General features: G+C 39.7%; 23 protein-coding genes and 1 tRNA gene. 7 read left to right on the forward strand and 17 right to left on the reverse strand.

All coding sequences use genetic code 11. The annotated features are described in order from the left end of the window. Positions 1–665: 665 nt before the first annotated feature. The 6 genes from Q0218_RS09340 to gpmI all read right to left on the reverse strand — a co-directional run bounded on the left by Q0218_RS09340 (position 666) and on the right by gpmI (position 5,931). A complete protein-coding gene (locus tag Q0218_RS09340) occupies positions 666–839 on the reverse strand; it encodes a hypothetical protein (RefSeq protein ID WP_297968969.1) in 174 nt (57 codons plus the stop codon). A 305-nt stretch (positions 840–1,144) separates the two neighbouring features. Next, positions 1,145–2,086 carry an acetyl-CoA carboxylase carboxyl transferase subunit alpha gene (accA, locus tag Q0218_RS09345; protein WP_297968970.1) on the reverse strand — a complete coding sequence of 314 codons (942 nt, stop codon included), beginning with the start codon at positions 2,084–2,086 and terminating at the stop codon, positions 1,145–1,147. After that, the gene (locus tag Q0218_RS09350) at positions 2,086–3,294 is read right to left on the reverse strand and encodes a beta-ketoacyl-ACP synthase II (RefSeq protein ID WP_297968971.1); all 1,209 of its coding nucleotides are present in this window, start codon (positions 3,292–3,294) and stop codon (positions 2,086–2,088) included. The genes accA and Q0218_RS09350 overlap by 1 nt, the downstream gene beginning before the upstream one ends. Before the next feature lie 19 nt (positions 3,295–3,313). Then, complete coding sequence (gene acpP, locus Q0218_RS09355; RefSeq protein WP_297968972.1) at positions 3,314–3,547, reverse strand: acyl carrier protein; 234 nt, start codon at positions 3,545–3,547, stop codon at positions 3,314–3,316. Between the two features lie 81 nt (positions 3,548–3,628). Then, positions 3,629–4,372 carry a 3-oxoacyl-ACP reductase FabG gene (gene fabG, locus Q0218_RS09360; protein WP_297968974.1) on the reverse strand — a complete coding sequence of 248 codons (744 nt, stop codon included), beginning with the start codon at positions 4,370–4,372 and terminating at the stop codon, positions 3,629–3,631. Between the two features lie 80 nt (positions 4,373–4,452). Next, positions 4,453–5,931 carry a 2,3-bisphosphoglycerate-independent phosphoglycerate mutase gene (gene gpmI, locus Q0218_RS09365; protein ID WP_297968976.1) on the reverse strand — a complete coding sequence of 493 codons (1,479 nt, stop codon included), beginning with the start codon at positions 5,929–5,931 and terminating at the stop codon, positions 4,453–4,455. A 79-nt stretch (positions 5,932–6,010) separates the two neighbouring features. On the opposite strand from gpmI, the gene mraY reads away from it, so the two are divergent. The 4 genes from mraY to Q0218_RS09385 all read left to right on the forward strand — a co-directional run bounded on the left by mraY (position 6,011) and on the right by Q0218_RS09385 (position 9,109). Then, positions 6,011–7,075 carry a phospho-N-acetylmuramoyl-pentapeptide-transferase gene (gene mraY, locus Q0218_RS09370; RefSeq protein ID WP_297968978.1) on the forward strand — a complete coding sequence of 355 codons (1,065 nt, stop codon included), beginning with the start codon at positions 6,011–6,013 and terminating at the stop codon, positions 7,073–7,075. 19 nt (positions 7,076–7,094) lie between these two features. Next, positions 7,095–7,613, forward strand: a complete 519-nt coding sequence (locus tag Q0218_RS09375) for a hypothetical protein (protein ID WP_297968980.1) — start codon at positions 7,095–7,097, stop codon at positions 7,611–7,613. Between the two features lie 12 nt (positions 7,614–7,625). Continuing rightward, positions 7,626–8,888: a UDP-N-acetylmuramoyl-L-alanine--D-glutamate ligase gene (gene murD, locus Q0218_RS09380; RefSeq protein ID WP_297968982.1), complete on the forward strand. Its 1,263-nt coding sequence runs from the start codon at positions 7,626–7,628 to the stop codon at positions 8,886–8,888. A 145-nt stretch (positions 8,889–9,033) separates the two neighbouring features. Next, positions 9,034–9,109 (forward strand) — tRNA-Phe (locus Q0218_RS09385). Between the two features lie 417 nt (positions 9,110–9,526). Here Q0218_RS09385 and Q0218_RS09390 read toward each other — a convergent pair. Then, positions 9,527–10,024, reverse strand: coding sequence for a hypothetical protein (locus tag Q0218_RS09390; RefSeq protein ID WP_297968985.1), 498 nt, complete (start codon positions 10,022–10,024; stop codon positions 9,527–9,529). Positions 10,025–10,086: 62 nt separating this feature from the next. Then, positions 10,087–10,953, reverse strand: a complete 867-nt coding sequence (locus Q0218_RS09395; RefSeq protein ID WP_297968987.1) for a WYL domain-containing protein — start codon at positions 10,951–10,953, stop codon at positions 10,087–10,089. A gap of 111 nt (positions 10,954–11,064) precedes the next feature. Between Q0218_RS09395 and Q0218_RS09400 the strand changes: the two genes are divergently transcribed. The 3 genes from Q0218_RS09400 to Q0218_RS09410 are packed head-to-tail and all read left to right on the forward strand — an operon-like array spanning position 11,065 to position 12,384. Next, complete coding sequence (locus Q0218_RS09400; protein WP_297968989.1) at positions 11,065–11,700, forward strand: hypothetical protein; 636 nt, start codon at positions 11,065–11,067, stop codon at positions 11,698–11,700. Then, complete coding sequence (locus Q0218_RS09405) at positions 11,697–11,822, forward strand: hypothetical protein (RefSeq protein ID WP_297968991.1); 126 nt, start codon at positions 11,697–11,699, stop codon at positions 11,820–11,822. The genes Q0218_RS09400 and Q0218_RS09405 overlap by 4 nt, the downstream gene beginning before the upstream one ends. Further along, positions 11,809–12,384: a hypothetical protein gene (locus Q0218_RS09410; RefSeq protein WP_297968993.1), complete on the forward strand. Its 576-nt coding sequence runs from the start codon at positions 11,809–11,811 to the stop codon at positions 12,382–12,384. The genes Q0218_RS09405 and Q0218_RS09410 overlap by 14 nt, the downstream gene beginning before the upstream one ends. On the opposite strand, the gene Q0218_RS09415 is transcribed toward Q0218_RS09410, so the two are convergent. Genes Q0218_RS09415 through Q0218_RS09455 form a run of 9 tightly spaced genes read right to left on the reverse strand, consistent with a single transcriptional unit; the run spans position 12,385 to position 21,825 of the window. Then, the gene (locus Q0218_RS09415; RefSeq protein ID WP_297968995.1) at positions 12,385–13,479 is read right to left on the reverse strand and encodes an HP0729 family protein; all 1,095 of its coding nucleotides are present in this window, start codon (positions 13,477–13,479) and stop codon (positions 12,385–12,387) included. It lies immediately after the preceding gene. Between the two features lie 2 nt (positions 13,480–13,481). Beyond that, positions 13,482–13,889, reverse strand: a complete 408-nt coding sequence (locus Q0218_RS09420) for a hypothetical protein (protein WP_297968997.1) — start codon at positions 13,887–13,889, stop codon at positions 13,482–13,484. Further along, complete coding sequence (locus tag Q0218_RS09425; RefSeq protein ID WP_297968999.1) at positions 13,882–14,502, reverse strand: HNH endonuclease; 621 nt, start codon at positions 14,500–14,502, stop codon at positions 13,882–13,884. The genes Q0218_RS09420 and Q0218_RS09425 overlap by 8 nt, the downstream gene beginning before the upstream one ends. Continuing rightward, entirely contained in the window at positions 14,503–17,601 is a 3,099-nt protein-coding gene (locus Q0218_RS09430) for a DUF87 domain-containing protein (protein ID WP_297969001.1), read from the reverse strand. Then, positions 17,601–18,026 carry a hypothetical protein gene (locus Q0218_RS09435; protein ID WP_297969003.1) on the reverse strand — a complete coding sequence of 142 codons (426 nt, stop codon included), beginning with the start codon at positions 18,024–18,026 and terminating at the stop codon, positions 17,601–17,603. Before Q0218_RS09435 ends, Q0218_RS09430 begins: the two co-directional genes overlap by 1 nt. Continuing rightward, positions 18,013–20,331 (reverse strand): dynamin family protein, encoded by a 2,319-nt coding sequence (locus Q0218_RS09440; protein ID WP_297969005.1) that lies wholly within the window; start codon positions 20,329–20,331, stop codon positions 18,013–18,015. Before Q0218_RS09440 ends, Q0218_RS09435 begins: the two co-directional genes overlap by 14 nt. 32 nt (positions 20,332–20,363) lie before the next feature. Further along, a complete protein-coding gene (locus Q0218_RS09445) occupies positions 20,364–20,501 on the reverse strand; it encodes a hypothetical protein (protein ID WP_297969007.1) in 138 nt (45 codons plus the stop codon). A 9-nt stretch (positions 20,502–20,510) separates the two neighbouring features. Next, positions 20,511–21,122 carry a hypothetical protein gene (locus Q0218_RS09450; protein WP_297969009.1) on the reverse strand — a complete coding sequence of 204 codons (612 nt, stop codon included), beginning with the start codon at positions 21,120–21,122 and terminating at the stop codon, positions 20,511–20,513. After that, positions 21,115–21,825, reverse strand: a complete 711-nt coding sequence (locus tag Q0218_RS09455) for a hypothetical protein (protein ID WP_297969011.1) — start codon at positions 21,823–21,825, stop codon at positions 21,115–21,117. Before Q0218_RS09455 ends, Q0218_RS09450 begins: the two co-directional genes overlap by 8 nt. Positions 21,826–21,876 lie beyond the last annotated feature (51 nt).

Here is a 21,876-nt window from a genome sequence, read left to right on the forward strand (position 1 = left end):
TTGCGCCGTTTGGTCTTAAAGCAAATTTGCCAAATACCGCGTATTTTTAATAGGCAGCTTAGAACTTAAAGCGCGTAAATGCCCCAATCCCTCCAAAAGCCGTTAAACGTATTTAACGTATTTAGCCAAACGTCTTGCGACGGCAACGACAATAATCTTGCAAAAGCAAATTTAAATCGGCGGCTTGTACCTTCCGCACCTACGTATCTAGGCCCACGCTCTAGCCAAAAGAGTATCCAAACCTTGCCAGCTGAAAGATAAATCTAATATTTTAAGCAGACGTAAGACTACAGTAAAAGAGATTTGATAAGATGGCCTAGCTAACTAAGGTCGCTAGGATTAGAGTATATCAGGCCTTTATTTACGGATTTTTAAATGCAGCCTATTTATAGTCCTTGTTTTTGAGGATTTAGGGTTGGTTTTATATCGCGTGCCTTCTTTGGTTTTTCTTTGGTTGATTTTACCGTACTTTAGCTTTTTAGTTTTTGCTTTGCGTTATCTTGAGTTGTTTGGCTTACCGCAGAAGCAAGCAGTCTCATCTTTGATTTGCTCGGTTTTTTTAGGTAAATTTTTGGCTTTAGAGGTTTTATTGTTTATTTTGTCTTTAGCCTCGTTAATTTTTTTAGACGCCTTTTGCTTTACGACAGGGTCGTTTTCTCCGTAGCCTATATACCTTTTAGACTTTCGTAGGTCTTATAGTAGGTACCGTTTATATTCTTGGAATCTTTGGTACTTTTAAATTTATTCGTTTTTCTATACTCTATGACGGCGTCTACCTTCGTTGGTTCGAATTCAATAATGGCGTATACTTTCGTTGAGCCGATGTCTTTTAGGCTCATAAGCTCTCTTTAATAGCGGTATTTAAATTTATAGCAGCAAACAGCATAGATGCGCATACAAGCATGAATAATACGAATTCGTTCATTGATTTTCTTGTTTAGTTATTTTGATATCGTTTTTTATTATAGCGAAAAAATGATTTAACTAAGACGGTATTATCGACGCAATGGCTCACTAGCGGCAACTACCAAATCAATATGGAATTAAGATAGTCCTTCCATAAAACAATAGACATCGGTAAGAGCTATTCCAGCTAGGATTTTAAACAACATCCCCATATTCCAAAATCCCTTGGAATAGTTAATTATTTTCCTTCTTCAAACGCACCGACGGCTAAAATTTTACCAATTCTAGCATTTAAAAGCTGATCTACTTTTAGCTTTTCGAGCTTTTCAAGCTCGGTTATAAAATAGCTTGCGAGAGCTTTAACGGCGGCTTCTTTATCTCGATGTGCGCCGTTCACCGGTTCTTCTATAACATCGTCTATCAAATTTAAATTTTTTAAGTCGTCGGCGGTTATTTTTAAGGCTTTTGTAGCCTGTTCTTGTTTTAAAGGATCATTCCAAAGTATCGCTGCACAGCCCTCTGGAGAGATGACCGAAAAAACCGAATTTCTCATCATAGCAAGTTTGTCGGCAACGCCTATGGCTAGAGCACCGCCGCTTCCGCCTTCGCCTATAACGACGGCTATCATCGGCGTTTTTAAATTTGCAAATTCAAATAAATTTCTAGCTATCGCCTCGCTTTGACCGCGCTCTTCAGCTGCAACGCCCGGATATGCGCCCGGAGTATCTATCAAAAACAGTATCGGGAGTCCGAATTTCTCAGCCATTTTAGCTATTCGTAAAGCTTTGCGGTAACCCTCGGGATGAGGCATACCGAAATTTCTTTTTAGTTTATTTTTGGTTCCTCGCCCCTTTTGCTCGCCTATTACGACGACTTTTCTAGAGCCTATATAGCCGATAAAACAAACTATCGCCGCATCGTCGCGATATGCCCTATCACCGTGCAACTCGTAGTAATCCCTCATCATGCCTTTTATGTAATCAATAGCGTAAGGACGATCGGGGTGTCTTGCCAAAGCAAGGCGCTGAAACTCGTTAAGGTTTTTGTAAATTTTAGCAGTCTCTTTTTCTAAATTTTTATTTAGAATTTCTACCGCATGCTCATCGCCGCGAATCCTCGCGTTTGCGATGTCGTCGTCTATTTGTTTGATACTTTGCTCAAAGTCTAGATAACTTGCCATTATATCTTCTTAAATACGATAGAGCCGTTTGTGCCGCCAAAACCGAAAGAGTTACTCATAACGGCGTTTAGCTCGGCTTTTCTAGCTAGATTTGGCACGTAGTCCAAGTCGCATTCTTCATCTCTGATCTCGTAGTTTATAGTAGGAGGTATAAGGCCTTCTTGCATAGCCATTATAGAGATAACCGCTTCTATCGCGCCGGCCGCGCCTAAACAGTGCCCGGTTTGACCCTTGGTCGAACTAACCGGCGGTACGCCATCTCCGAAAAGGGTCTTAAGGGCGGCCGTTTCATTTCTGTCGTTCGTCGGAGTCGATGTGCCGTGCGCATTTATATAGTCGATTTTTAAATTTCCGGCCATTTTAAGAGCTTTTTTCATAGCGGATAACGGCCCTTCAAGCGAAGGCGAGGTAATATGATACGCATCACCGCTCTCGCCAAATCCTACTATCTCGGCGTAAATTTTAGCCCCTCTTGCCTTTGCGCTATCATATTCTTCAAGCACGAGCGCGCCGGCTCCTTCTCCCATGACAAAGCCGTCCCTGTCCTTATCGAACGGACGAGAGGCATGCTGAGGATCATCGTTTCTAGTAGAGAGCGCTTTCATAGCGGCAAATCCGCCTATTCCTACTCCGCAAACCGTAGACTCGGAGCCTACGACTAGCATTTTTTGCGCCTCGCCGATCATTATAGTCTTAGCCGCTTCGATTATGGCGTGAGTAGACGCCGCACATGCCGTTACGCTAGAGATATTGGGTCCTTTTAAGCCGTGTTCTATCGAAACTATACCGCCTAGCATATTTACTAGAGCAGAAGGTATAAAAAACGGAGAAATTCGTCTTGAACCTTTTTCGAGCAAGGTGTTGGAATTTTTTTCGATATTAGGCAAACCGCCTATGCCCGCAGCCGAACTAACGCCGAAATTCTCAGCGTCAAATTCGCCGAAATTAGCATCAGCCATGGCTTCTTTAGCTGCCTTTAGTCCAAGCTGGATAAATCTATCGACCTTTTTGACTTCCTTTGCATCCAGTACCGTAAGCGGGTCAAAGTCCGTAATCTCGGCAGCGATCTGAACGGGAAAATCGCTCGCGTCAAAAGAGGTTATCTTTTTTACGCCGGTTTTACCTTCGCAGATAGCCTTAAACGAGCTATCTTTATCAAGTCCCAAAGCGTTAATCATCCCAATGCCGGTTACTACGACTCTTTTCAAGGCTACTCCTTGCAAAAACTTATTTATTTAGGTTCTCGATGTAGGTTACGACGTCGTTTATAGTGATTAGTTTCTCGGCGTCGCTATCAGGTATCTCTACTTCAAATTTCTCCTCAAGCGCCATAACGAGCTCAACCACGTCAAGCGAGTCCGCGCCTAAATCTTCGATAATCTTAGACTCAAGCTTTACCGCATCCGGAGCCACACTTAATTGCTCAACCACTACGTCTCTTACGTCATCAAATACTGCCATTTTCTTCTCCTAAAAATTAAAAATTTCGTGATTTTAGTATATTTTAGCTTAAAATTTCGCAAAAACGCAAAATTTACGCGTTTACATATATAGTCCGCCGTTGATTTTTAGCGTCTCGCCGGTCACGTAGCTAGCGTGATCGCTTAGCAAAAACGCCACAGCTTCGGCCACTTCGCTGGCGCTTCCAAATCTTTTTAGCGGGATGTTGTCGCTGTAAGTTTTTTTGATCTCGTCGCCCAGCTCGCTCGTCATATCCGTCTCGATAAAGCCCGGAGTTACGCAGTTAAAGCGGATATTTCTCGCCGCACCCTCTTTGGCGAAACTTTTGTTCATCGCGATCATTCCGCCCTTGCTAGCAGCGTAGTTTGCTTGCCCTGCGTTGCCCATCTCGCCCACGATCGAGGCTACGTTTACGACAGCACCGAAGCGTTTTTTGCTCATTACTTTTAGCGCCTCGCGGCATCCGATAAAGGCCGAGGTTAAATTTGCGTTTATCACGCCGGTAAAATCCTCCGTCTTCATGCGAAGCGCGAGCTTGTCGTTTGTGATACCGGCGTTATTTACGAGGTAGCTTAGCTCGCCGTCGGCGTCCGCGATCAAATTTATCGCTTTTACAAACTCGTCCTCGTCCGTCGCATCAAATTTAACCACCGCAGCCTGCCCGCCGTTTGCTACGATTTCAGCTTGCAATGCATCGGCGATTTCTGGCTTTGAGCGGTAGTTTATCCAGACTTTTAGTCCCATTTGCGCCAGGGTTTTGGCTATCTGCGCGCCGATACCGCGACTAGCTCCCGTGATTAGCACGTTTTTTCCGCTAAATTTCATTTTTTCTCCTTAATTTTAAATTTGGCCCGCATTTTATCAGACGAAAGCTAAAAAGCCTTTTACTGAAAATTTATATAGTTTTAAAACAGCGCCTCGTCCATTTCGGCGGGTTTTTCGATACCCATCAGCGCTAAAACGCTCGCGGCGATATTGTTTAGACCACCCGCTTTTACCACCTTTACGCCCTCGCCTATCACGAAGCAAAATACGTCAAAAGTCGTGTGGTTGGTTAGCAGATTGCCCTGCGCGTCCTTCATCTGCTCGCAGTTGCCGTGGTCGCTCGTGATGATTAGCGCGTAGTTTTTCTCTTTTGCTTTTGTCACGATGCGTCCCAGCGCCGCATCCACGGCCTCGACCGCCTTTACCGCCGCGTCAAATTCGCCAGTGTGTCCGACCATATCGCCGTTTGCGAAATTTACCACGATAAAGTCTTGCCCGTCTTCCATGCCTTTTAGCACCGCCTCGCACACGGCCTGCGCGCTCATTTCTGGTTTTTCGTCGTAGGTTTTGACCTTAGGGCTTGGCACGAGCACCCTCGTTTCGTTTTGAGCGAGCTCCTCGACGCCGCCGTTAAAGAAAAACGTCACGTGAGCGTATTTCTCGGTCTCGGCGGTATGCAGCTGCGTTAAGCCCGCGTTTGCGACGACTTCGGCAAGGGTATTTTTTAGCTTTTCGTTTTCAAATAATACGGGAAAGGCGAAATTTGCGTCGTATTCGGTCATCGTGAGTAGATTTTTGACGATGAACGGGCGCGCGAATTCGCTAAAATTTTCATCGCCCAAAGCCGCCGCGATCTCGCGCACGCGGTCGTTTCTAAAATTTATAAATATCACGCCGTCGTTTTCGCCTATCCCCTCAAACCCGCCAAAACTAGCCGGCACGATAAACTCGTCCGTCACGCCCGCCTCATAGCTTTGCATGACGTATTCTAGCGGCGATACGGTTTGCGCGTTTTCTCCGCGCGTCATCGCGTCGTAGGCCGTTTTTACGCGCTCCCAGCGCTTGTCGCGGTCCATCGCGTAAAATCTACCGCTAACGCTAGCTAGCCTAAAGCCTCCGCTTTGCGCCTTTTCTTGCAGCGATTTTATGAACGCTAGCCCGCTTTTTGGACCTACGTCGCGACCGTCGGTTATCGCGTGAGCACACACCTCGCAGCCGTTTGCGACCGCAAGAGAGCACATCGCGTCAAAGTGGCTAATGTGCGAGTGTACGCCGCCGTCGCTATAAAGCCCGACGACGTGGACGCGCTTGCAGGTTTTGAACAAATTTAAAAGCTTTTCGCTTTTAGCCAGCGAGCCGTTTTCAAAACCGAGCGAAATTTTTACCAAATTTTGATACAAAACCCGCCCGCTGCCGATACACATGTGCCCGACCTCGCTGTTTCCCATCTGTCCGTCGGGTAGGCCCACTGCTAGGCCCGAGGTTTTTATGAGCGCGTTTGGGACGTTTTTAAATAGCCAGTCGTATGTTGGCTTTTTTGCCGCTGCAAATGCGTTAAATTCGCTACTTTCGTTATATCCGATGCCGTCGGTTATCACCAAAATCGTTTTTTGCGCCATTTTTAAATTTTTGCCTTAAATTTAGATATTTTTTAACGGCATTATACTAAAATTAGCCTTTTTTAAAATAAAGGCTTTTATGTTTTACTATATTTATGAATTGTTAAATTTTAATATCTTTCAATACATCACCGTTCGCGCGGGCTTTTCGTTTTTCATCGCATTTTGTTTGACCGTTTGGGCGCTGCCTAAATTTATCGCGTGGGCGAAGGCCAAAAACGCCGCCCAGCCCATCTACGAGCTAGCTCCGCAAACGCACCAAAAAAAAGCCAAAACTCCGACGATGGGCGGGCTTGTCTTTATCGGAGCGGCGCTTGGGGCGAGCGTGATCTGCGCGCGCCTTGATAACGTCTTCGTCCTTGCTTCGCTGATCTGTCTAGCGGGCTTTACGGCGCTTGGGTTTAAAGACGATTTTCGCAAAATCTCAGGCGGCAAAAACCACGACGGACTAAGCCCTAGAGCCAAGCTTGCCGCGCAAATTTTAATCGCTCTGGCCGTTTCGACGATGCTGTATTTTAACGGCGAGCTGGGGAGCAAATTTTACCTACCGTTTTACAAATTTGCGGTGCTTGATCTGGGCATTTTTGCGGTCGCGTTTTGGACGCTCGTCATCGTCGCGGCATCAAACGCGGTAAATTTAACCGACGGCCTAGACGGGCTAGCTACGGTGCCTGCGGTATTCTCGCTGCTGACTTTGGGCGTATTTGCCTACATCTGTGGACACGCGATCTTTAGCTCGTATTTACTTTTGCCCAAGATCGCGGGCGTGGGCGAGACTGTCGTAGTGGCCGCCGCTCTGATCGGCTCGTTGATGGGATTTTTGTGGTTTAACTGCCATCCGGCCGAGGTTTTCATGGGCGACAGCGGGAGCCTAAGCGTAGGCGCGTATATCGGCCTCATGGGCGTGATGACGAAAAACGAGATCTTGCTCATCATCATCGGCTTCGTCTTTGTTATGGAGACTTTGAGCGTGATTTTGCAGGTGGGAAGCTTTAAAATTTTTAAAAAGAGAATTTTTCTCATGGCGCCGATACACCATCATTTCGAGATAAAAGGCTGGGTGGAAAACAAGATCATCGTGAGATTTTGGCTCATCGCCGTTTTGGCGAATTTAATCGCGCTGACTGCGCTAAAAATCAGGTAAATTTAATAAGGATAATTTAATGAGAGCACAGATAGAGCCAGATTACGAGACGGCTAGAAAAAGATACAACGGGATTTTGGAGAAAATTTTAGCCTATACGGACTACTGCGACGAACACGGCGACGAGAGCGGCGAGAAATACCGCGAGCTGGAAAACGAGCTGCACGCGATCACGGGCAAAGATATGAGTAAATTTGACCTGTGGGAGTGGTGGGAGGCCGACGGGGCTGAAAATTTAGCCTTTGATATCGCGCTTCCAGAGCCTCGCCTCGTGCCTGACATCACAAAGGACGAACTGCGCGAGATCATAGAGCGCATGACGAGTTTTGAGCCGCAAGAGAGCGAAGACGAGTTTTTGGACGAGTTTTACGATCGTCCGAATTTCGCTTGTGAGGGCGGATATTTTACCGAGTTTTTAAAGCTAAATTTTAAAGATACTTATGATTTTAAACTTTTTACCAGACACAAACGAAACGGCGTAATAACCGAGCTTGACGCGGAGGAAATAACGCAATTTTTATGGGGCAAAAGGGCGTAAAAAGGAGCAAAAATGAGAAAATCGCTATTTGGCTATGGCGGTACGACGCGCGCGATCGCGAAAAACTTCAGCAAAGAGGGTGGCTGGGACGTCTACGACGATAAATTTAGCGAGATCTCAAGCGACGAATGGGGCAACGCCCTACTACCGCCAAACCTTTTCGTACCCGAAAAAAGCGGCTTAGAGATACCTAGCCCCGGCTTCCCGCCCGGCCACGAACTAGTTAAAAAAGCGCAAAATCTAATCAGCGAATACGACTATTTTTATAAAATTTACGGCGGCAAGATGCCGTTTACCGTCTGGATCAGCGGCACGAACGGCAAAACCACGACGACGAAGATGACGCAGCACCTGCTGGCGCGCTACGGCTCGGTAATGGGCGGCAACGTCGGAGTTCCGCTCGCAGACCTTGACGTAAACGCCAAAATTTGGGTGCTAGAGACCAGCTCCTTTACGATGCACTACACAAACGCCGCGGCACCCGGCATCTACGCGCTTTTGCCTATCACGCCCGATCACCTCAGCTGGCACGGCGACTTTGCCGAGTATGAGCGCGCCAAGCTAAAACCGCTAGCGACGATGGGCGAAAACGCAGTCGCGATCCTGCCTAAAATTTACGCTGAGGCGCCGACTAAGGCAAAGGTGATAAGCTACGAAAACGAGGCGGATTTGGCCCGGTTTTGCGGCGTAAATTTAAGCGATATCGCCTTTAAAACGCCGTTTTTAACGGACGCTCTTTTGGCGCTTGCTATCCAGAAAATTTTGCTTGATAGGTGCGATGTAGAGCTTTTAAACGGCTTTGTTATCGAAGGCAACAAGCTAGAGGAGTTTCGCGACGCGCGCGGACGCACGTGGGTCAACGACACGAAGGCGACTAATATCGACGCGAGCATACAAGCCGTAAAGCGATACGAGGGCAAATTTTTGCATTTGATTTTAGGCGGCGATGATAAGGGCGTAGATATGCGGCCGCTTTTTGAAGTCTTGCTCGGTGCTAAAGCGCAAATTTACGCTATCGGCTCAAATACGGACAAACTGATGACGCTTGCGGGCGAGTTTAAAATCCCGGCCGTAAAATGCGAATTTTTAAACGTCGCAGTCGGCGAGATAGATAAACGTTTTAAATTTGACGGAGCCGCTAAAACTGGCGCAAATAGCGAAAATTTGGACGAGATAGCGCTTTTAAGTCCTGCGGCGGCTAGCCTCGATCAGTTTAGCAGCTACGCGGAGCGCGGGGATGAATTTAAAAAAGCGATCTTAAATTTGCAAATTTGACGCAATATTTGCGCCGCAGAGCCGCCAAATTTGAGCGACTGCCTTTAAAAATAGATTTTGTATTTTAAAAATGCGCCGAATTTTGCGTCTTTAACCGAAATTTAAGTATCAAATAGCTAAAATCACATTTCTTTATTTACGGCGTGGTTGGATAGCTCAGTCGGTAGAGCAGCAGACTGAAAATCTGCGTGTCGGCAGTTCGATTCTGCCTCTAACCACCATTTCTTTATAATCCCCGATTTTATCGATGCTCTAAAGCTTTAAGGTTTATCTAGGTACCATCTTGGGTGCCATGTGTTAGTAATTTTTCTTTTTTTAAAACCATGGGCATACAGTCAAAGTAAATGATATGGTCTAGAATATATAAAAAATATTTTTACAAAAATCGAACAACCTGAAACCCTTAATATTTTTAACGGCAGCCACTTAATCCAAATTAGACAAATGGATAATTCTTATATAAATCTTAAGTTTTTATTCCAGGGATATGGCTAGTAAAATGGTAGCAATTACAAATTTTCTTATCTGGGCGAGGATACTTTTTGTCCGACAAGTCAGACAAAAGACCTCGTTAGGGATTATCCCTAAAACCCTTTTAAAGCCCATTGCAGAATGTGAAAATCTTATAAATATAGTCGCTAAACGATATCCAAATTTAAAATATGGCTTAGTCGCCTAAAAAAGATCATCAAATCTAGTTTAGCATTTCTATCAAATTTATTATCGCTTAACATATTTATCGATACTAATCTTTTGCATACGTCGTGCGCCGCAGCAACCTCTTTAAGGTCGCGTTCGTTAAAATATTTAACGTATATACGTAAAATTTTATTGACGTCTTTGATTACGCCCGTAAAGTCTTCTATCCATTGGGCATAATAAACCTTTCTCCAATCCTCCGCTTGCTTATCCAACAAAAGAAAAACATCTTGCATGTATTGTTTGGCGTTTGCATCCAGAGATACTACCGAAACGTCGGCTTCGTTCAATTTACGTCCCAAGGAATAAACTAAATTAAAAAGATCGCTTCTAGCCATCTCGTATTTAGTGATAGATAGATTTAAATTTAGATCTTCGTTGGTACTTTTGAGTTCGCTAGCGTTTTTCGAATTTTTACTCGTCAGATTTTCTTTCATAGCTCATCCCCTAAATTAAGACTATTTTAGGAGATTTTATAAAATATCTGCGACAGTTTATGTCATTTCAAATAATCCCTAAGCAAATTTTCAAATTTATCCCTTAAATTTAGAGGCTCTACTATCTTTATAAAAGGTAGCCAATATTTTACAACCCGTAGTATCTCGTCATCGTAGGCTACTTCTGTACTTATGATGATTTTATCCTCTTCTTCTTGCACTACTTCGTAGTTTGGTAAAAACTCTTTTCTCTTAAAATACTCCATAGCTTCGTTTTTGATTTCAAGCGTAACCTTAAATTTGGCGTCCGAAAACCAGTTTGTGTCGTTTTTCTCGATACGTTTTAAAAACTCGGCGTTTGCAGTAAACGTATCGCCCTTTATCTTTATATGTTTTATTTTAGAGAGAGCGAAATTTTTTAGTTTGCCTTCGTCGTCTGCTAGTAAATACCATATGCCGCTATTATTTATTAGTTTATACGGCTTTAGTTTGCGTTCTTTGTCGTTATATTCGCAGTCTACGATACGGTTTTTGATGACTGCGGCGCTTACGGCTTCAAAGTCGTCTCTTGAAATTTGTATACTTTCAAACCCTTGGTTTTTGATTAGATAGGCTTTGTTTAGCTTCTCGTTTAAAACGTCGCTGATAAATCTATCGTCTAGCTCTGGAAATAGCGACCTTGCACCGATTAGCGCGGCAAAAGCTTTTATGTCTTTAAAGCCTAGTTTGCCAAGAGCGTACTCCTCTAAAAAATATTTACCGTTTTCTTTTTGGATAGGTAGGATACTAAGCCGCTCAAAGTCTCTTAAAATAGTTCTTTTATTTACGCTAAACTCCTCTACAAGCTCGTCTATACTTAGCCTTTCACCGCTGTTTAGTTTTACTATGATTTGGGCAAGCCTGACGGCGATTTTATCGTGAGAACGCATTTTAACCTTCCTATTTAAATTTGACGTATTTTAGCTAATTTTTTCCTTGCGACGCAACCTATCGCTATGCAATGCTAAATTTACGTTGTAATTTAAATCAAAGGAGATCAAATGAGTTTAAACATAGATTTTATCCAAAAGGCTAACGAGGCGGTAGCTAAAGCAAAGAGCTTTAAGATGAGCGAACTAGCGGGTCAAATGCTAAATTTAACCCAAAGCATAAAGCTAACTAAAAAACCGATCGACAAAGATGAGCAAGAAATAGACAATATGTACTATAAAGATACCTTTGGTCCCTTTGGGGGCGTAGCAAAAACTATCGGATATGCTGCTAAAACGGATATGGGTTTAGATGAGTATAATGAAATAGACGAGAATATCCTAAAAAAGCTATCTAAGATGGAGAGTAAATTTCACGAAAACTATTTGCCTGAGCTACTTTTAGAAATCGGCAAAGACTACGGCGAGCAGGAAAATGAAGCTATAAAATCGGCCACAAACCCGTTAGCTCAGATAGGGCTAGATATGGCTTTGATCAAATTTTACTGGACGCTAACTCAGCTGCAATTGTCAGTAAGTATTCAAAACCTAGAAGCCGGCATGAATGGAAGCAGTAAGGTAAGCAAGATGAAAGATGCACTAAGGCAACTACAGGCTATGGCGCAAAACCTGACAACTATTGCCGCGGAGTATGATTGGGAGGTAGGCGGAGTGGAATTTTGCGATAAAGTCAAGGAGGAAAAATGAACACGAGTAGGTCTTTTGCGAAAATAAGCGATACTCTAAAACAAATCGCCGATAATACAGCTTCATGCAAGGACACCAATGAAGTACTGCGGTACTATAAAGACAGGTTTGAGAGTTTTTGAAAACGTGATAAATAATCCCGAGCTAGGCGCGGATGATGATATTAAATTTAACAAATACGGCAAAATAAACGAATGGCTGGCAAAAAGGCAAAAAAGAATAGAAGGGCTAAAATCCAAAAAATCATTTGATTTTAGTTCCTTGCGTCGTGTTTTAAAAACGCTCGATCGCGCTCTAGGCAAGATAGTTTGCGAGTTGGTAGCGGCGTCGCTCAAAGGAAATAATCAAAGCGAAAATTTGACGCGCGAGATCCAGCAGTTTATTGCCTGCCGAGGTACCATAGCAGTAGCGCAAGCACAAGCAAAAGGTAAAAAAGCCGCGCTAAATGCTGCCAAAAAAGCCGTAAAATCGACAGAGCTTTACGGCTATTTTAACGCCCAAGAGGCGTCGGTGTATGTTAAAACAGATGCTGCGCCAGGCATATCTTTAGAAGATATGCAAGAAATCTTAGGCGTTACAACAAGGGCTTTTGGCTACGAAACAGCCGTAAGCATAGAATACGTATACGATGAAACTATGGGCGGAGCCAAGGTCGTTATCATAGCGACATCTCAAGATGTGTAGTTATCCCTTCTCTGCCTCTGCCCTAGCCTTGATCACCTTAGCCAGCACGCTCTCACAAGCCACGCCTATTATCTTTGCCCTTAGCTTTGTTACGTCGGCATGGCTAGGAGCTTTAGCATGCACGGTTTCGTTTCGCAAATCTTGAAGCTCGGTTATGACCTTGGGTAGAGTCCTAGTTACGTAGTTTTGCAGTAAATTTCCCTCAAGTGCATCTTGGATAATTCGGTTTTTGAAAAGAAATTTATAAGTACCTAAATTTGGCTTGTTTTCAAATATATCGCTTACGGTAAAGCTCGTGCCCTGCACTTCGTATGGGATTTTTAATATAGACGGCTTTGTCTTTGCGAGTTGTTCCATGAGAACTTTAACGAAGGCGTAAATCTCTTGCTCCATTGTTTTTGAGTATTTGACCACGACGGAGCTAAAGTCATAGAGCGGGTTAGCTATATTATCAAGGTATTCTATCTCGGCGGAGATGATATTTTCTATGCTATCTGGGTGCATTAGATTTATTAAGCTTCGTCCGAAGCAGTAACGGATCAAATTTCGCTTTATCTCTAAAAACTCGGCGCTTTTATAGACGTCGGGATAAAATTTGCCTTCATCCTCAAAATAGCGCGTCTCTTGCTTTGTCTTTATGATGAGAGGATAAACATAAGCGTTGCCGTATACTGCGTAGGTATGGCCGCTTACGGTAAAATTTGCCAGGTAATCGTCTCTAACGCACTCAAAATCATTTCTAACTAGCTCTCTGATATCGCTTATGATAAACCACTTTTCTACATCGAGCCTTTTTTCTTTATAATACTCAGGCGCTATCTCGCCCATATCGTCGCTAGTTACGGCGACGACCTTTGCTACGAACAAATTTGAATAATCGGTTAAAAATAGCTGCAGATACTTGCCGTCGCTGTCGCTCGAATTTATGCTTTCGTAAATTTGCTCAAGTTCGGCTTCGTGGGAGTTTATCATATCTCGCCGCTTGCTTTTTATCTTGCCGAAGGCCACCTTGCCTTTAGATATCAAAACCTTAAGGTGTTGCTCTATGACGTCATTTTGGTAGTAGGGGTTGTAGAGGATGAGGATATTGTGCATATTTATAATAACATATCCTGAGAATTTACGATCATACTATCACTATTAAAGAATATCGCAAGTCCATTTTCAACATCGTATTTTGATTCAAAAAGCATTCCCCATGAGCCATCTCTGGCGAAATATATTGACGTTAACTCCAAAATTTGCTCTATTTTTTTATTTGTTTCGTAAAATTTTTCACAATATTCTTGTAAATTTTTATATATTTCACTCAAATTCTGTTCAATAAACCATTTAAAAATTTTATAGTTATCTCTTTGGCTTTGTAAAATTTCTTCATCTTTAAAGGCTTTTATTTTGATTTTTACTTTTTGAAGCTTTCCAAAAAATATGACTTCATCTTCTTTAAACCAAGAGTGCTTATAGGTAATCCATCCAAATACGCTATCATTTTTGGTTTTAAGCATTGTCTACTCCTTTTGATTTTTTTGCTTCAGATATACCGCCCGAATGCGGTATATTACCGTGAATTTCTTGAGGAACCAAATCCATCGTTTTTTGATCGCTTCTTTCGTGCCAACTAAGCTTATTTTCCTTTCTGTATTTTTCGATATCTTCTGCGGTCCAATTTTTACCATCTTTTTGCTCTTCGCTCCATTTTTTAGCCAATGCCTCATCTGCTTGAGCAAAATTGTCATCTCTCTCTAGCCCAAAATCTTCTATTTCCACGCTTGCTTCAGAAAAAGGAGTGAAATCAGGCTCGCCATCTTTAAATTCAACGCCGCCTTCCCCGTACGTTGCTAAAATTTCTTTCCAAGTTTTTTCATTATTGCTGGGTTTTTTAGGCACAAAGTCACCATCGGGTATCCAAGTGCTATTACCTTTCTCGCCGACCCATGTTCCGTTTTTATTTGGAAAAGCGTATTCAATCATCATATCATTTGGATGATTTGTATCAGCATGCGACCAGTTAAACGGCTTATAGATATCAAAATTCTGATCTACATTGGTATTTTTTAAAATATCTGGTTTGACCGTCTCTCCACTCATCTCTTTTGCTAAAGAATACTCTATAGACATTTATATTCTCCTTTCTTTTATGGTTTCATTGCAAGCATAAGCCAAGCTATCCAAATTCTTATTTTTTAAACTTACTTCCACTATTACGCAATTAATTATCAACCTATGATACTCTTTAAGTTGCTCATCAAGTTGCAAATTTGATTCAATCGTATAAAGTAATTCATTAATATCTTTTGCTTTATATACCAGCATTTTTATATATTTCTCCAAATCTATAAAAAGTTCAGCTATTATAACACTTATTCCTTTAAGATCTTTTGGCGGCTTGTTCTCTTTTGCCAAAGTTAAAATCTTAGCTTTAATATTTGATCTAAGAGGAGAAGTAAGCACCTCATTCCATAGATAAGTTAAATCAAATTTGGCATTATTATCTATAAAATTAGACAAAAGAGCCTTAATGAGTTCGTTTTTTAACTCGTTGTCAATTGCGCTTGAGCATTTTAAGCTTTCTGATTGTTGAAATTTTGTTTCATTGGCTTCAAATTTATCTACCTTGCATAGTACAGCTTCTATCCAGTCGTTTTGATATACGGCAGCTACGCCTTTTGGAAATTTTACTATATCGGCTATTTGCTCATCGGTTAAGCCGGCTGCTTTGCCTATTAGTTCTCTATCGTTAAAATCAGGTGTTCGCATAATGATTTTGGTGTTTGTATTGCGAATTACTGACATATCAAGTAGTCCTGGCGATTGATCGGCTATGATAAATCCCTCACCGTATGTTCTCATTTCAGCTATTGAGTTTGCAAGCATTTCAACCGATTTACCAAGTAGATTAGAACTCTCGGACGATTGCTCTGTAGACGTTCGTTTGAGTAAGTTATGTGCCTCTTCTAAAACGCAGATATGTTTTAATTCAGAGTTTATATCCCCCTTGGCTATTCTATATTCGCTTAGCTTCATTACCAAGATACCCATTATCAGAGCTTTAGTTTCCATTGAGCCAACTCTGCTTAGATCAACTATGACATTTTCGTCAAAAAGCTTATCGTCGCTTATATCATCACTTGAAAAAATGAGCCCATTAAGCCCATTTGTGAGGCTTTCGAGTCTGGTTACCAGTGCACCCTTATAATTACCTTTATTTTCATCCGAGTATTCTGAGCTATTGATAATTTCAATGACATTTTGCATCACATCCATAAAATTTGGAAAAAGCTTTTTGTCTATCTTATTTTCGGATAGTGATAAATCCCAGCCAGCATCTTCATATGACTTTTCAACTGCTTTTTTAAGCACGGCAGGCATTGCCGCATACATAGGCCAGCATACGTTAAATATCTCCACAAGCCTATCAAGATGCTCTAATATATGTATTTCTGAAGTAAATTTAAAAGGATTTATGCGCAAGAGCGGAGTTAAATTTGGATTTGTCCCATATACGCTTACGCTTTTATCATTTCCAAATACATGTTTATACTCACCTTTTGCAGGCTCTATAACTAAAAATTTAACGTTTTTTTCTCTTGCTTCATTTAGTATTTTATATATTGTGTTTGATTTGCCACTTCCTGTTGATCCAGTTATAAAAGCATGCCCACTAAGGCTATTTAAATCCAAATTTACTGGACTTTCATAGCTTTTGCCCATATGATAAATTTGACCAAGCTTTATGCTCTTGCCGCCCTTGGCTTCACTTATGACTTCTCTACCGAAGCTTGCTAAATTTTTCACACCAAATCCAGCTATGCTTCTTTCAGGAAAACCAGCATGTATGGCCAATTCTTTGCTAGTCACCAAAGACGAGCTTTGTACTTCTTTACCTTCAAAGTTTATTAAAGGATGACAAAATTTTCTCAAGTATTCTTTGGCATTCGCCAAATTTTCATCTTTCCATGTCGTTATGGATGAGCTCTCGATGCCGGAGTTTTCGCCTCTTATTATCGACTGATAAGAAGCCGCTAAGGTCTTTGAGCCTATCTCGTTATCGGCTATAGCGTATGCAGCTACGTTCCACATGCCTATGTCGTTTGCGGATTGCAGGCGTTCTAACTGCAAGTCTATCTTTTTTAGGATTTCACTTATGGCTTTATCTTCAAATTTAAGTTGAAATGAAGCCGAAGTACCTTCGGAATTAGTCAATGAAACGCCTCTAGTATCCGAAATAGTATGCGTTTCGCTTTTGGTTTCGGCTTCGCTTTGAGTTAGGCTATGACTCTCGCTGGTATTCGCGGTAGTTGATTTGTTTATGCCAAAACTAAAGTTTAGTTTAAAAGCGGATCTTGTGACGCCTATATTATAGCCGGAAGTTTCCGAGCTACTCATTGATGTGGTATCTGTAGTGCCTAAGGTATTCGTTATGCTAGTGCTTATAGCTTCTGATATACTTTGGGAGTAGCTTTGTGTTACGCTTCTACTCTCATTTTCTCCAAAAGTTAAATCCGTAGTCTCAAAAGGCTTTATAGCTGAATATAAATTCTCATAATTTCTCTGTAAATTTAAAAGCCTACCGCTTGAGAGAGGATCGGCTATTATCATTAAAGTATATCTTTCGCCTTGCATGGCGTCTACCACTCGCTCAAGTCCCTGTATAAATTTTTGCTCGGACGATTTCTCGGCTCTAAGGCCAGCCACTCCAGTCACAACAGATATGGCTTTATCTTGATTGCTGTAATCACCTCTATCAAATATGTCTTTTTGAAGCTCTTCTAAAGCTGTATTATCTAAAGGTATAGCTACCTCTTTCATTTTTTTATATTCATCAAACACTACACCAGGAAAGTTTCCAACTAAACTTTTATAAAGCAAATCCATCGATACGCCTGGATCTTCTTTTTTAAAATCCTTTACGCCAATATAGTAGTTTATGTTATTTTTATTACTATCTATGATAACAACCAAAGACGCTTCGGTGGAAGCAACGGCTTGAAATACGCTAACTAATTTATCTCTTGTATCTTCGCTTTTGTCAAATACAAACTGCTTTAACTTATAAAGGCGAGAAATTTTATTTAGCTTTGCCTCCATAATATACTTGGCTTGTGGAATTATTTTGTAATTACTCAAGTTTGCAAGATATTTTTTATTCACTATCTCATCTGCGACATTAAGAGAATGCAATAAATCGTCTGGCTGATATACGGTTAAGTTTAGCATTAGATATTCCCTCTAATAATAAAAAATATTATTAGCGTGGTTATTGCGCTAATAACAATATAAAGTACTGTATTATTTTGTCTATAATAGACATTATTTTCTATTTTCGTTTGACTATTTTTTGAAAATAAGTAATCTGACATTTTCATGATATGGCCTATACGTTCTTTAGAAAAATTATTTTCTATTTTTCCGACCTGTCTACTATAATAGTCAATGCTCCAATCTTTAACATCTTCTAAAAATTTTTCTCCATCATGTTCCATAAAAAGTAAGTTTTCATCTATACCGTTTTCAAGGCAGTAGCTTAAATTTTCGTTTATTATTTCTAGAGTAGGACGAGTCGATAAAATAATAAAAAAAACACTTCTTAATGCTTTCAAATCTTGCTTTTTGACATATTCCTTTAGACTATCTGAAATCACTTTTAGCTCCTTGTATAGCCAATATGCTATCCAGTTTCTCATTAAAATCATCTAGCCATACAATCTTCTCTCGTTCAATTTCTATCATTTTATTTAACTGCTTTTTATCCTTAAGTACCTTTAATTGTTCATTAGCTCTTTCCGAAATTATTTTATTTAACTCATCAATTTTTTCATTAAAAAATTCCTTAAAGTATTCCAATTTATCACTTATTTCCTTTTTTACTCCACCGCATTCTTCATCTATATTCCTATATAATTTTAAAAGATAGTCTACTTTAAATTTCTCAAAATCGAATTTTTCCTCCTTTTCGATTTTAATAAAAGTTTTATACTCGTCATCACCCCACGTCCAAGGTTTATACCAAGCCTTATCTTTGTTACCAGTTGAATATTGCATTTTTTTTTCAACTACAGTCTTAAAATTTGAAATAATGCTTTCTTCGTCAAAATTAATATTTATAACAGAGTTAATGGAGAAATTTTCTCCAAATTTTTTATTAAAGTCATATTCGTCTAGCATAAGATCTTTTACGTAATCTCTATATTTACTAAATATATTTTTTATACTCTCTAAAAAACTCTTATTTATTTCATTTTCTATGCAGCCCAAATATTGATCTCTATAGTCTTTTAGTACTTTTCTTACTTTTTTTAAATAAGGCTTACTTTCATCTACGCTTACTTTTTTTTTTGGCAAATCGATTTCCAAAATTTTTTTAGCAAGATTACTTTTTTGTTCTGTAAAAAATTTCTCTATATCGTCATTGAAATTATACTCATTTATCTTATTTTTTAGCTCTTTGGCCTTATCGCCTTTTTCTATGGTTTCTCTTATATTCTCCAATGCTTTCTCTATATCTTTAATATGCTCTTCATGTTTATTTATGCTTTCCAAACTACCTGTTTTGATTTTTTGAAAATCTATAGTTTTCTTTAATAATCTTACTAGTTCTTTTATTTTTTGTCTTATGGCATATTTTTCTAAATACTCGTTTATAGCTATTTCTAAAGCCGGAACACCGCTGTATATATCGGCAAGTGCAAATCTATCGTCACTATCTTTTGCTTTTTGTATAAGCTCTTCTACTTTTCTTTTGCCTTCATTCGATAATGATGCAAATTTATGAAGATGCCTTTTTTCTGAGCTAATAAAATCGTCTATGTTGGTATTTAAAAAACCCTCCTCTTTTTTGGAAAGGTTTTCCTTGGATCTAATAAAACTTGAGAGCTTAGCCGAAACGGGAAAAATTTTAGGATTATGAATTTTGAAATCTTTTAAATACTTCCGCAAATCTTTTATTGCTTCTTCAGCACTTTCGCTATCCTGAGACTCTGGATCTAGAGCGTCAGCTTTATTTAAAACAAAAATAAACCTATCTTTTGATTGTACGCCAGAATCTTTCATTTTTTCGGATATATACTGTAATAATTTCTTATCATCATCAACTTTAGGATTTGTGGCATCTAAAATATATAGTATCATGGGTTTATAAGTCTTATTTATTAATTCATATGTAAGAGCCCTATGCTTTTCGTTCTCACTATTATTTGGTCCTGGAGTATCGTTTAAAACCACTTTTAGCCCATATCCTTTAATGTTTGGTATGCTTCCATAAAGCTTTAAATCTTTTATGTTCTCTGCATTATTGAGTTTATCTATAATATCATAAGTGGCTATCTCATTATCGCAGATACATATACCGTCTTTATCATTTGCACTTACCGTAAATTCTTTTTTGCTTTTTTCATCAAAAATTTTAGTTACTACTGCCGTAGTGGCTTTATTTTTTGCCGGCAATATACGCTTATGGAGTATAGCATTTGCAAGAGTTGATTTTCCAGAGCTTACAGTAGCTACCACTCCAATTTCCTCCTCATTACTTAAGGCAATATCAAAAACATCTTTTGTTTCATCCATTTTAAACTCATTATAAAGGGAATTTTGCTGTGCATGCTCAAAAAGTTCTCTTAGCTCTTTTATTCTACGCTTGTATGATTTTATGTCATTATCTACTGACTTTATTTTTATACTGTACTCTGGATTATTTTTACAAAATTCATTTTTTGCATCTTCCAAATCTTCGTAGTCAGACGGTAAACCAAAAAAATCAATATCATAAGAACGTTCATTTATAAAATTACTCAGAGCATCAAAAAATTTATCTACCCAGTCTTGCAATAGCGACTTGTTTGGATCTCCCCAGCATTTTTTAAGCGAATCCTTTTGCGTTACATCTTCACCGTTTATCATGCAATTAGTAGTTTCCAGGAACGGATTGTGCTCCAAGTAAATATTTGCCATATTTATTTTCCCCTTTATGATTGGCGTGTCTTTTAAGAATTATATCTTATCTTAGCTTTTATTTGCTTCAAGCCCTCTTTTATAGCCGGCAAATAAAGATTTAACGCTAAAAAATTAATAACTTTATACATAGCGTAACCAAACGATAAATCTAAAACCGTTCTCCACATTTTAGCTCCTTATCCTAGTTTAATTTTTAGCCTTTGAAAGGCTCTTTTGGCTTGTTCGTTTATCTCTTCACCGTTACTTGTTAAAGTTGTACAAGAAATAGCGTTTACTACTAGATTATTTAAATTTATAAGCTCCGATAAAAACTGCATTTGAGTATCGTTTAACGAGCTAAAATCGTCGTTTAACGTCGCTATCTCGTTAATAACGGTAAAATTTACAAGCTTGTTTGCTTGTGATAAAAGATAAGTAAACTCTCTCAAAAGCTGCAAATTTTCATCGGTTGTATTAAAATTTAAGTAATCATCCTTTATTGGCATCATTCTAAGCAGAAATATATTTGGCTTTATGTTTCTTATCTCGGCAAGCGCTGTTTGAAGCTCAAAAAATATCTCAAAACTTTTGCTTTTCATGGATTCAAACGCATAAAATACCTCTCTAATCTCACACGAAAAATCAGCCCCGATATCTTGCTCAAAGCCTCTTTTTACGCTTTTTTTGACAAAACTTACCGTATCGTCTAATATATTAAAAAATCTTTGCCTATTCGTATAGCTTTGCAAATACTTTTTAACTCCATAAACTCCTGCCCCTAGAGCAGCTACAAATATAATTTTATTCATAAATTTTCTCCTTAAAAAATTTTTTATCGTAATATCTTTTATATACTCCCGCCGCGTCTTTAAAAATCGTTGCTATTTCTTTCATTCGCGTGGCAGACCTTAGCTCTCTTAACGCCTTAACCAAAACATTGTTTAGTTCAACTAGCTTGATGATTATCTCTTGTTGTTCCGTATCAAATTTACAGTAATCTCTTGCCTTTTGTTCTGCATCATCAATCTTAGAAATGTTATTTTCTATCATGCGCTCCAATGCATAATCCATCATCAAATTTAGATCGCACAAAATCTGCAGATCCTCTTTGGACTCTATAAATATATAGAAAAATTTGCTAAAATTTTTGGCATCGGAGTCTTTAAATCTCAAGATCTTTTCGCCACTGATAGACGAGTAAGCTGATTTTAGTTCCGGCAAATTTTCTAAGTTTGATAGTTTTACTTGCAAACTTTTCAATGACGCAAAAAGACGGTGAATTATTTCGTTAAATTTACGACTTTTTTCCATTACACTAGCTTCTAAAAAATCATCGCTCTCAAGGCACACTGAGTTGGCTATGTCTGTTTCATTTGTATCAAGGTTATCCATTTTGATATTGTTTTGCGTTTTGCTACTTGGCGATGTGCGCATTTCAAATTTGTCAAGATATTTTTTGAGTCCGTATCCAGTAGCCGCCAACGCCACTCCTCCTATGATGTACTTTAGCATTTTTGCTCCTTTGATTTAAATTATGATGAAAATTTAGCATAGAGGAGTGAC

The sequence above is a fragment of the uncultured Campylobacter sp. genome, from assembly GCF_938039245.1.
Lineage (GTDB): Bacteria > Campylobacterota > Campylobacteria > Campylobacterales > Campylobacteraceae > Campylobacter_A.

What these genes read in the sequence shown, in the direction of transcription:
- Q0218_RS09340 (WP_297968969.1), bottom strand. Translation starts at nt 839, where the DNA reads ATGAGCCTAAAAGACATCGGCTCAACGAAAGTATACGCCATTATTGAA.
- accA (WP_297968970.1), bottom strand. Translation starts at nt 2,086, where the DNA reads ATGGCAAGTTATCTAGACTTTGAGCAAAGTATCAAACAAATAGACGAC.
- acpP (WP_297968972.1), bottom strand. Translation starts at nt 3,547, where the DNA reads ATGGCAGTATTTGATGACGTAAGAGACGTAGTGGTTGAGCAATTAAGT.
- fabG (WP_297968974.1), bottom strand. Translation starts at nt 4,372, where the DNA reads ATGAAATTTAGCGGAAAAAACGTGCTAATCACGGGAGCTAGTCGCGGT.
- gpmI (WP_297968976.1), bottom strand. Translation starts at nt 5,931, where the DNA reads ATGGCGCAAAAAACGATTTTGGTGATAACCGACGGCATCGGATATAAC.
- mraY (WP_297968978.1), top strand. Translation starts at nt 6,011, where the DNA reads ATGTTTTACTATATTTATGAATTGTTAAATTTTAATATCTTTCAATAC.
- Q0218_RS09375 (WP_297968980.1), top strand. Translation starts at nt 7,095, where the DNA reads ATGAGAGCACAGATAGAGCCAGATTACGAGACGGCTAGAAAAAGATAC.
- murD (WP_297968982.1), top strand. Translation starts at nt 7,626, where the DNA reads ATGAGAAAATCGCTATTTGGCTATGGCGGTACGACGCGCGCGATCGCG.
- Q0218_RS09390 (WP_297968985.1), bottom strand. Translation starts at nt 10,024, where the DNA reads ATGAAAGAAAATCTGACGAGTAAAAATTCGAAAAACGCTAGCGAACTC.
- Q0218_RS09395 (WP_297968987.1), bottom strand. Translation starts at nt 10,953, where the DNA reads ATGCGTTCTCACGATAAAATCGCCGTCAGGCTTGCCCAAATCATAGTA.
- Q0218_RS09400 (WP_297968989.1), top strand. Translation starts at nt 11,065, where the DNA reads ATGAGTTTAAACATAGATTTTATCCAAAAGGCTAACGAGGCGGTAGCT.
- Q0218_RS09405 (WP_297968991.1), top strand. Translation starts at nt 11,697, where the DNA reads ATGAACACGAGTAGGTCTTTTGCGAAAATAAGCGATACTCTAAAACAA.
- Q0218_RS09415 (WP_297968995.1), bottom strand. Translation starts at nt 13,479, where the DNA reads ATGCACAATATCCTCATCCTCTACAACCCCTACTACCAAAATGACGTC.
- Q0218_RS09420 (WP_297968997.1), bottom strand. Translation starts at nt 13,889, where the DNA reads ATGCTTAAAACCAAAAATGATAGCGTATTTGGATGGATTACCTATAAG.
- Q0218_RS09425 (WP_297968999.1), bottom strand. Translation starts at nt 14,502, where the DNA reads ATGTCTATAGAGTATTCTTTAGCAAAAGAGATGAGTGGAGAGACGGTC.
- Q0218_RS09430 (WP_297969001.1), bottom strand. Translation starts at nt 17,601, where the DNA reads ATGCTAAACTTAACCGTATATCAGCCAGACGATTTATTGCATTCTCTT.
- Q0218_RS09440 (WP_297969005.1), bottom strand. Translation starts at nt 20,331, where the DNA reads ATGGCAAATATTTACTTGGAGCACAATCCGTTCCTGGAAACTACTAAT.
- Q0218_RS09445 (WP_297969007.1), bottom strand. Translation starts at nt 20,501, where the DNA reads ATGTGGAGAACGGTTTTAGATTTATCGTTTGGTTACGCTATGTATAAA.
- Q0218_RS09450 (WP_297969009.1), bottom strand. Translation starts at nt 21,122, where the DNA reads ATGAATAAAATTATATTTGTAGCTGCTCTAGGGGCAGGAGTTTATGGA.
- Q0218_RS09455 (WP_297969011.1), bottom strand. Translation starts at nt 21,825, where the DNA reads ATGCTAAAGTACATCATAGGAGGAGTGGCGTTGGCGGCTACTGGATAC.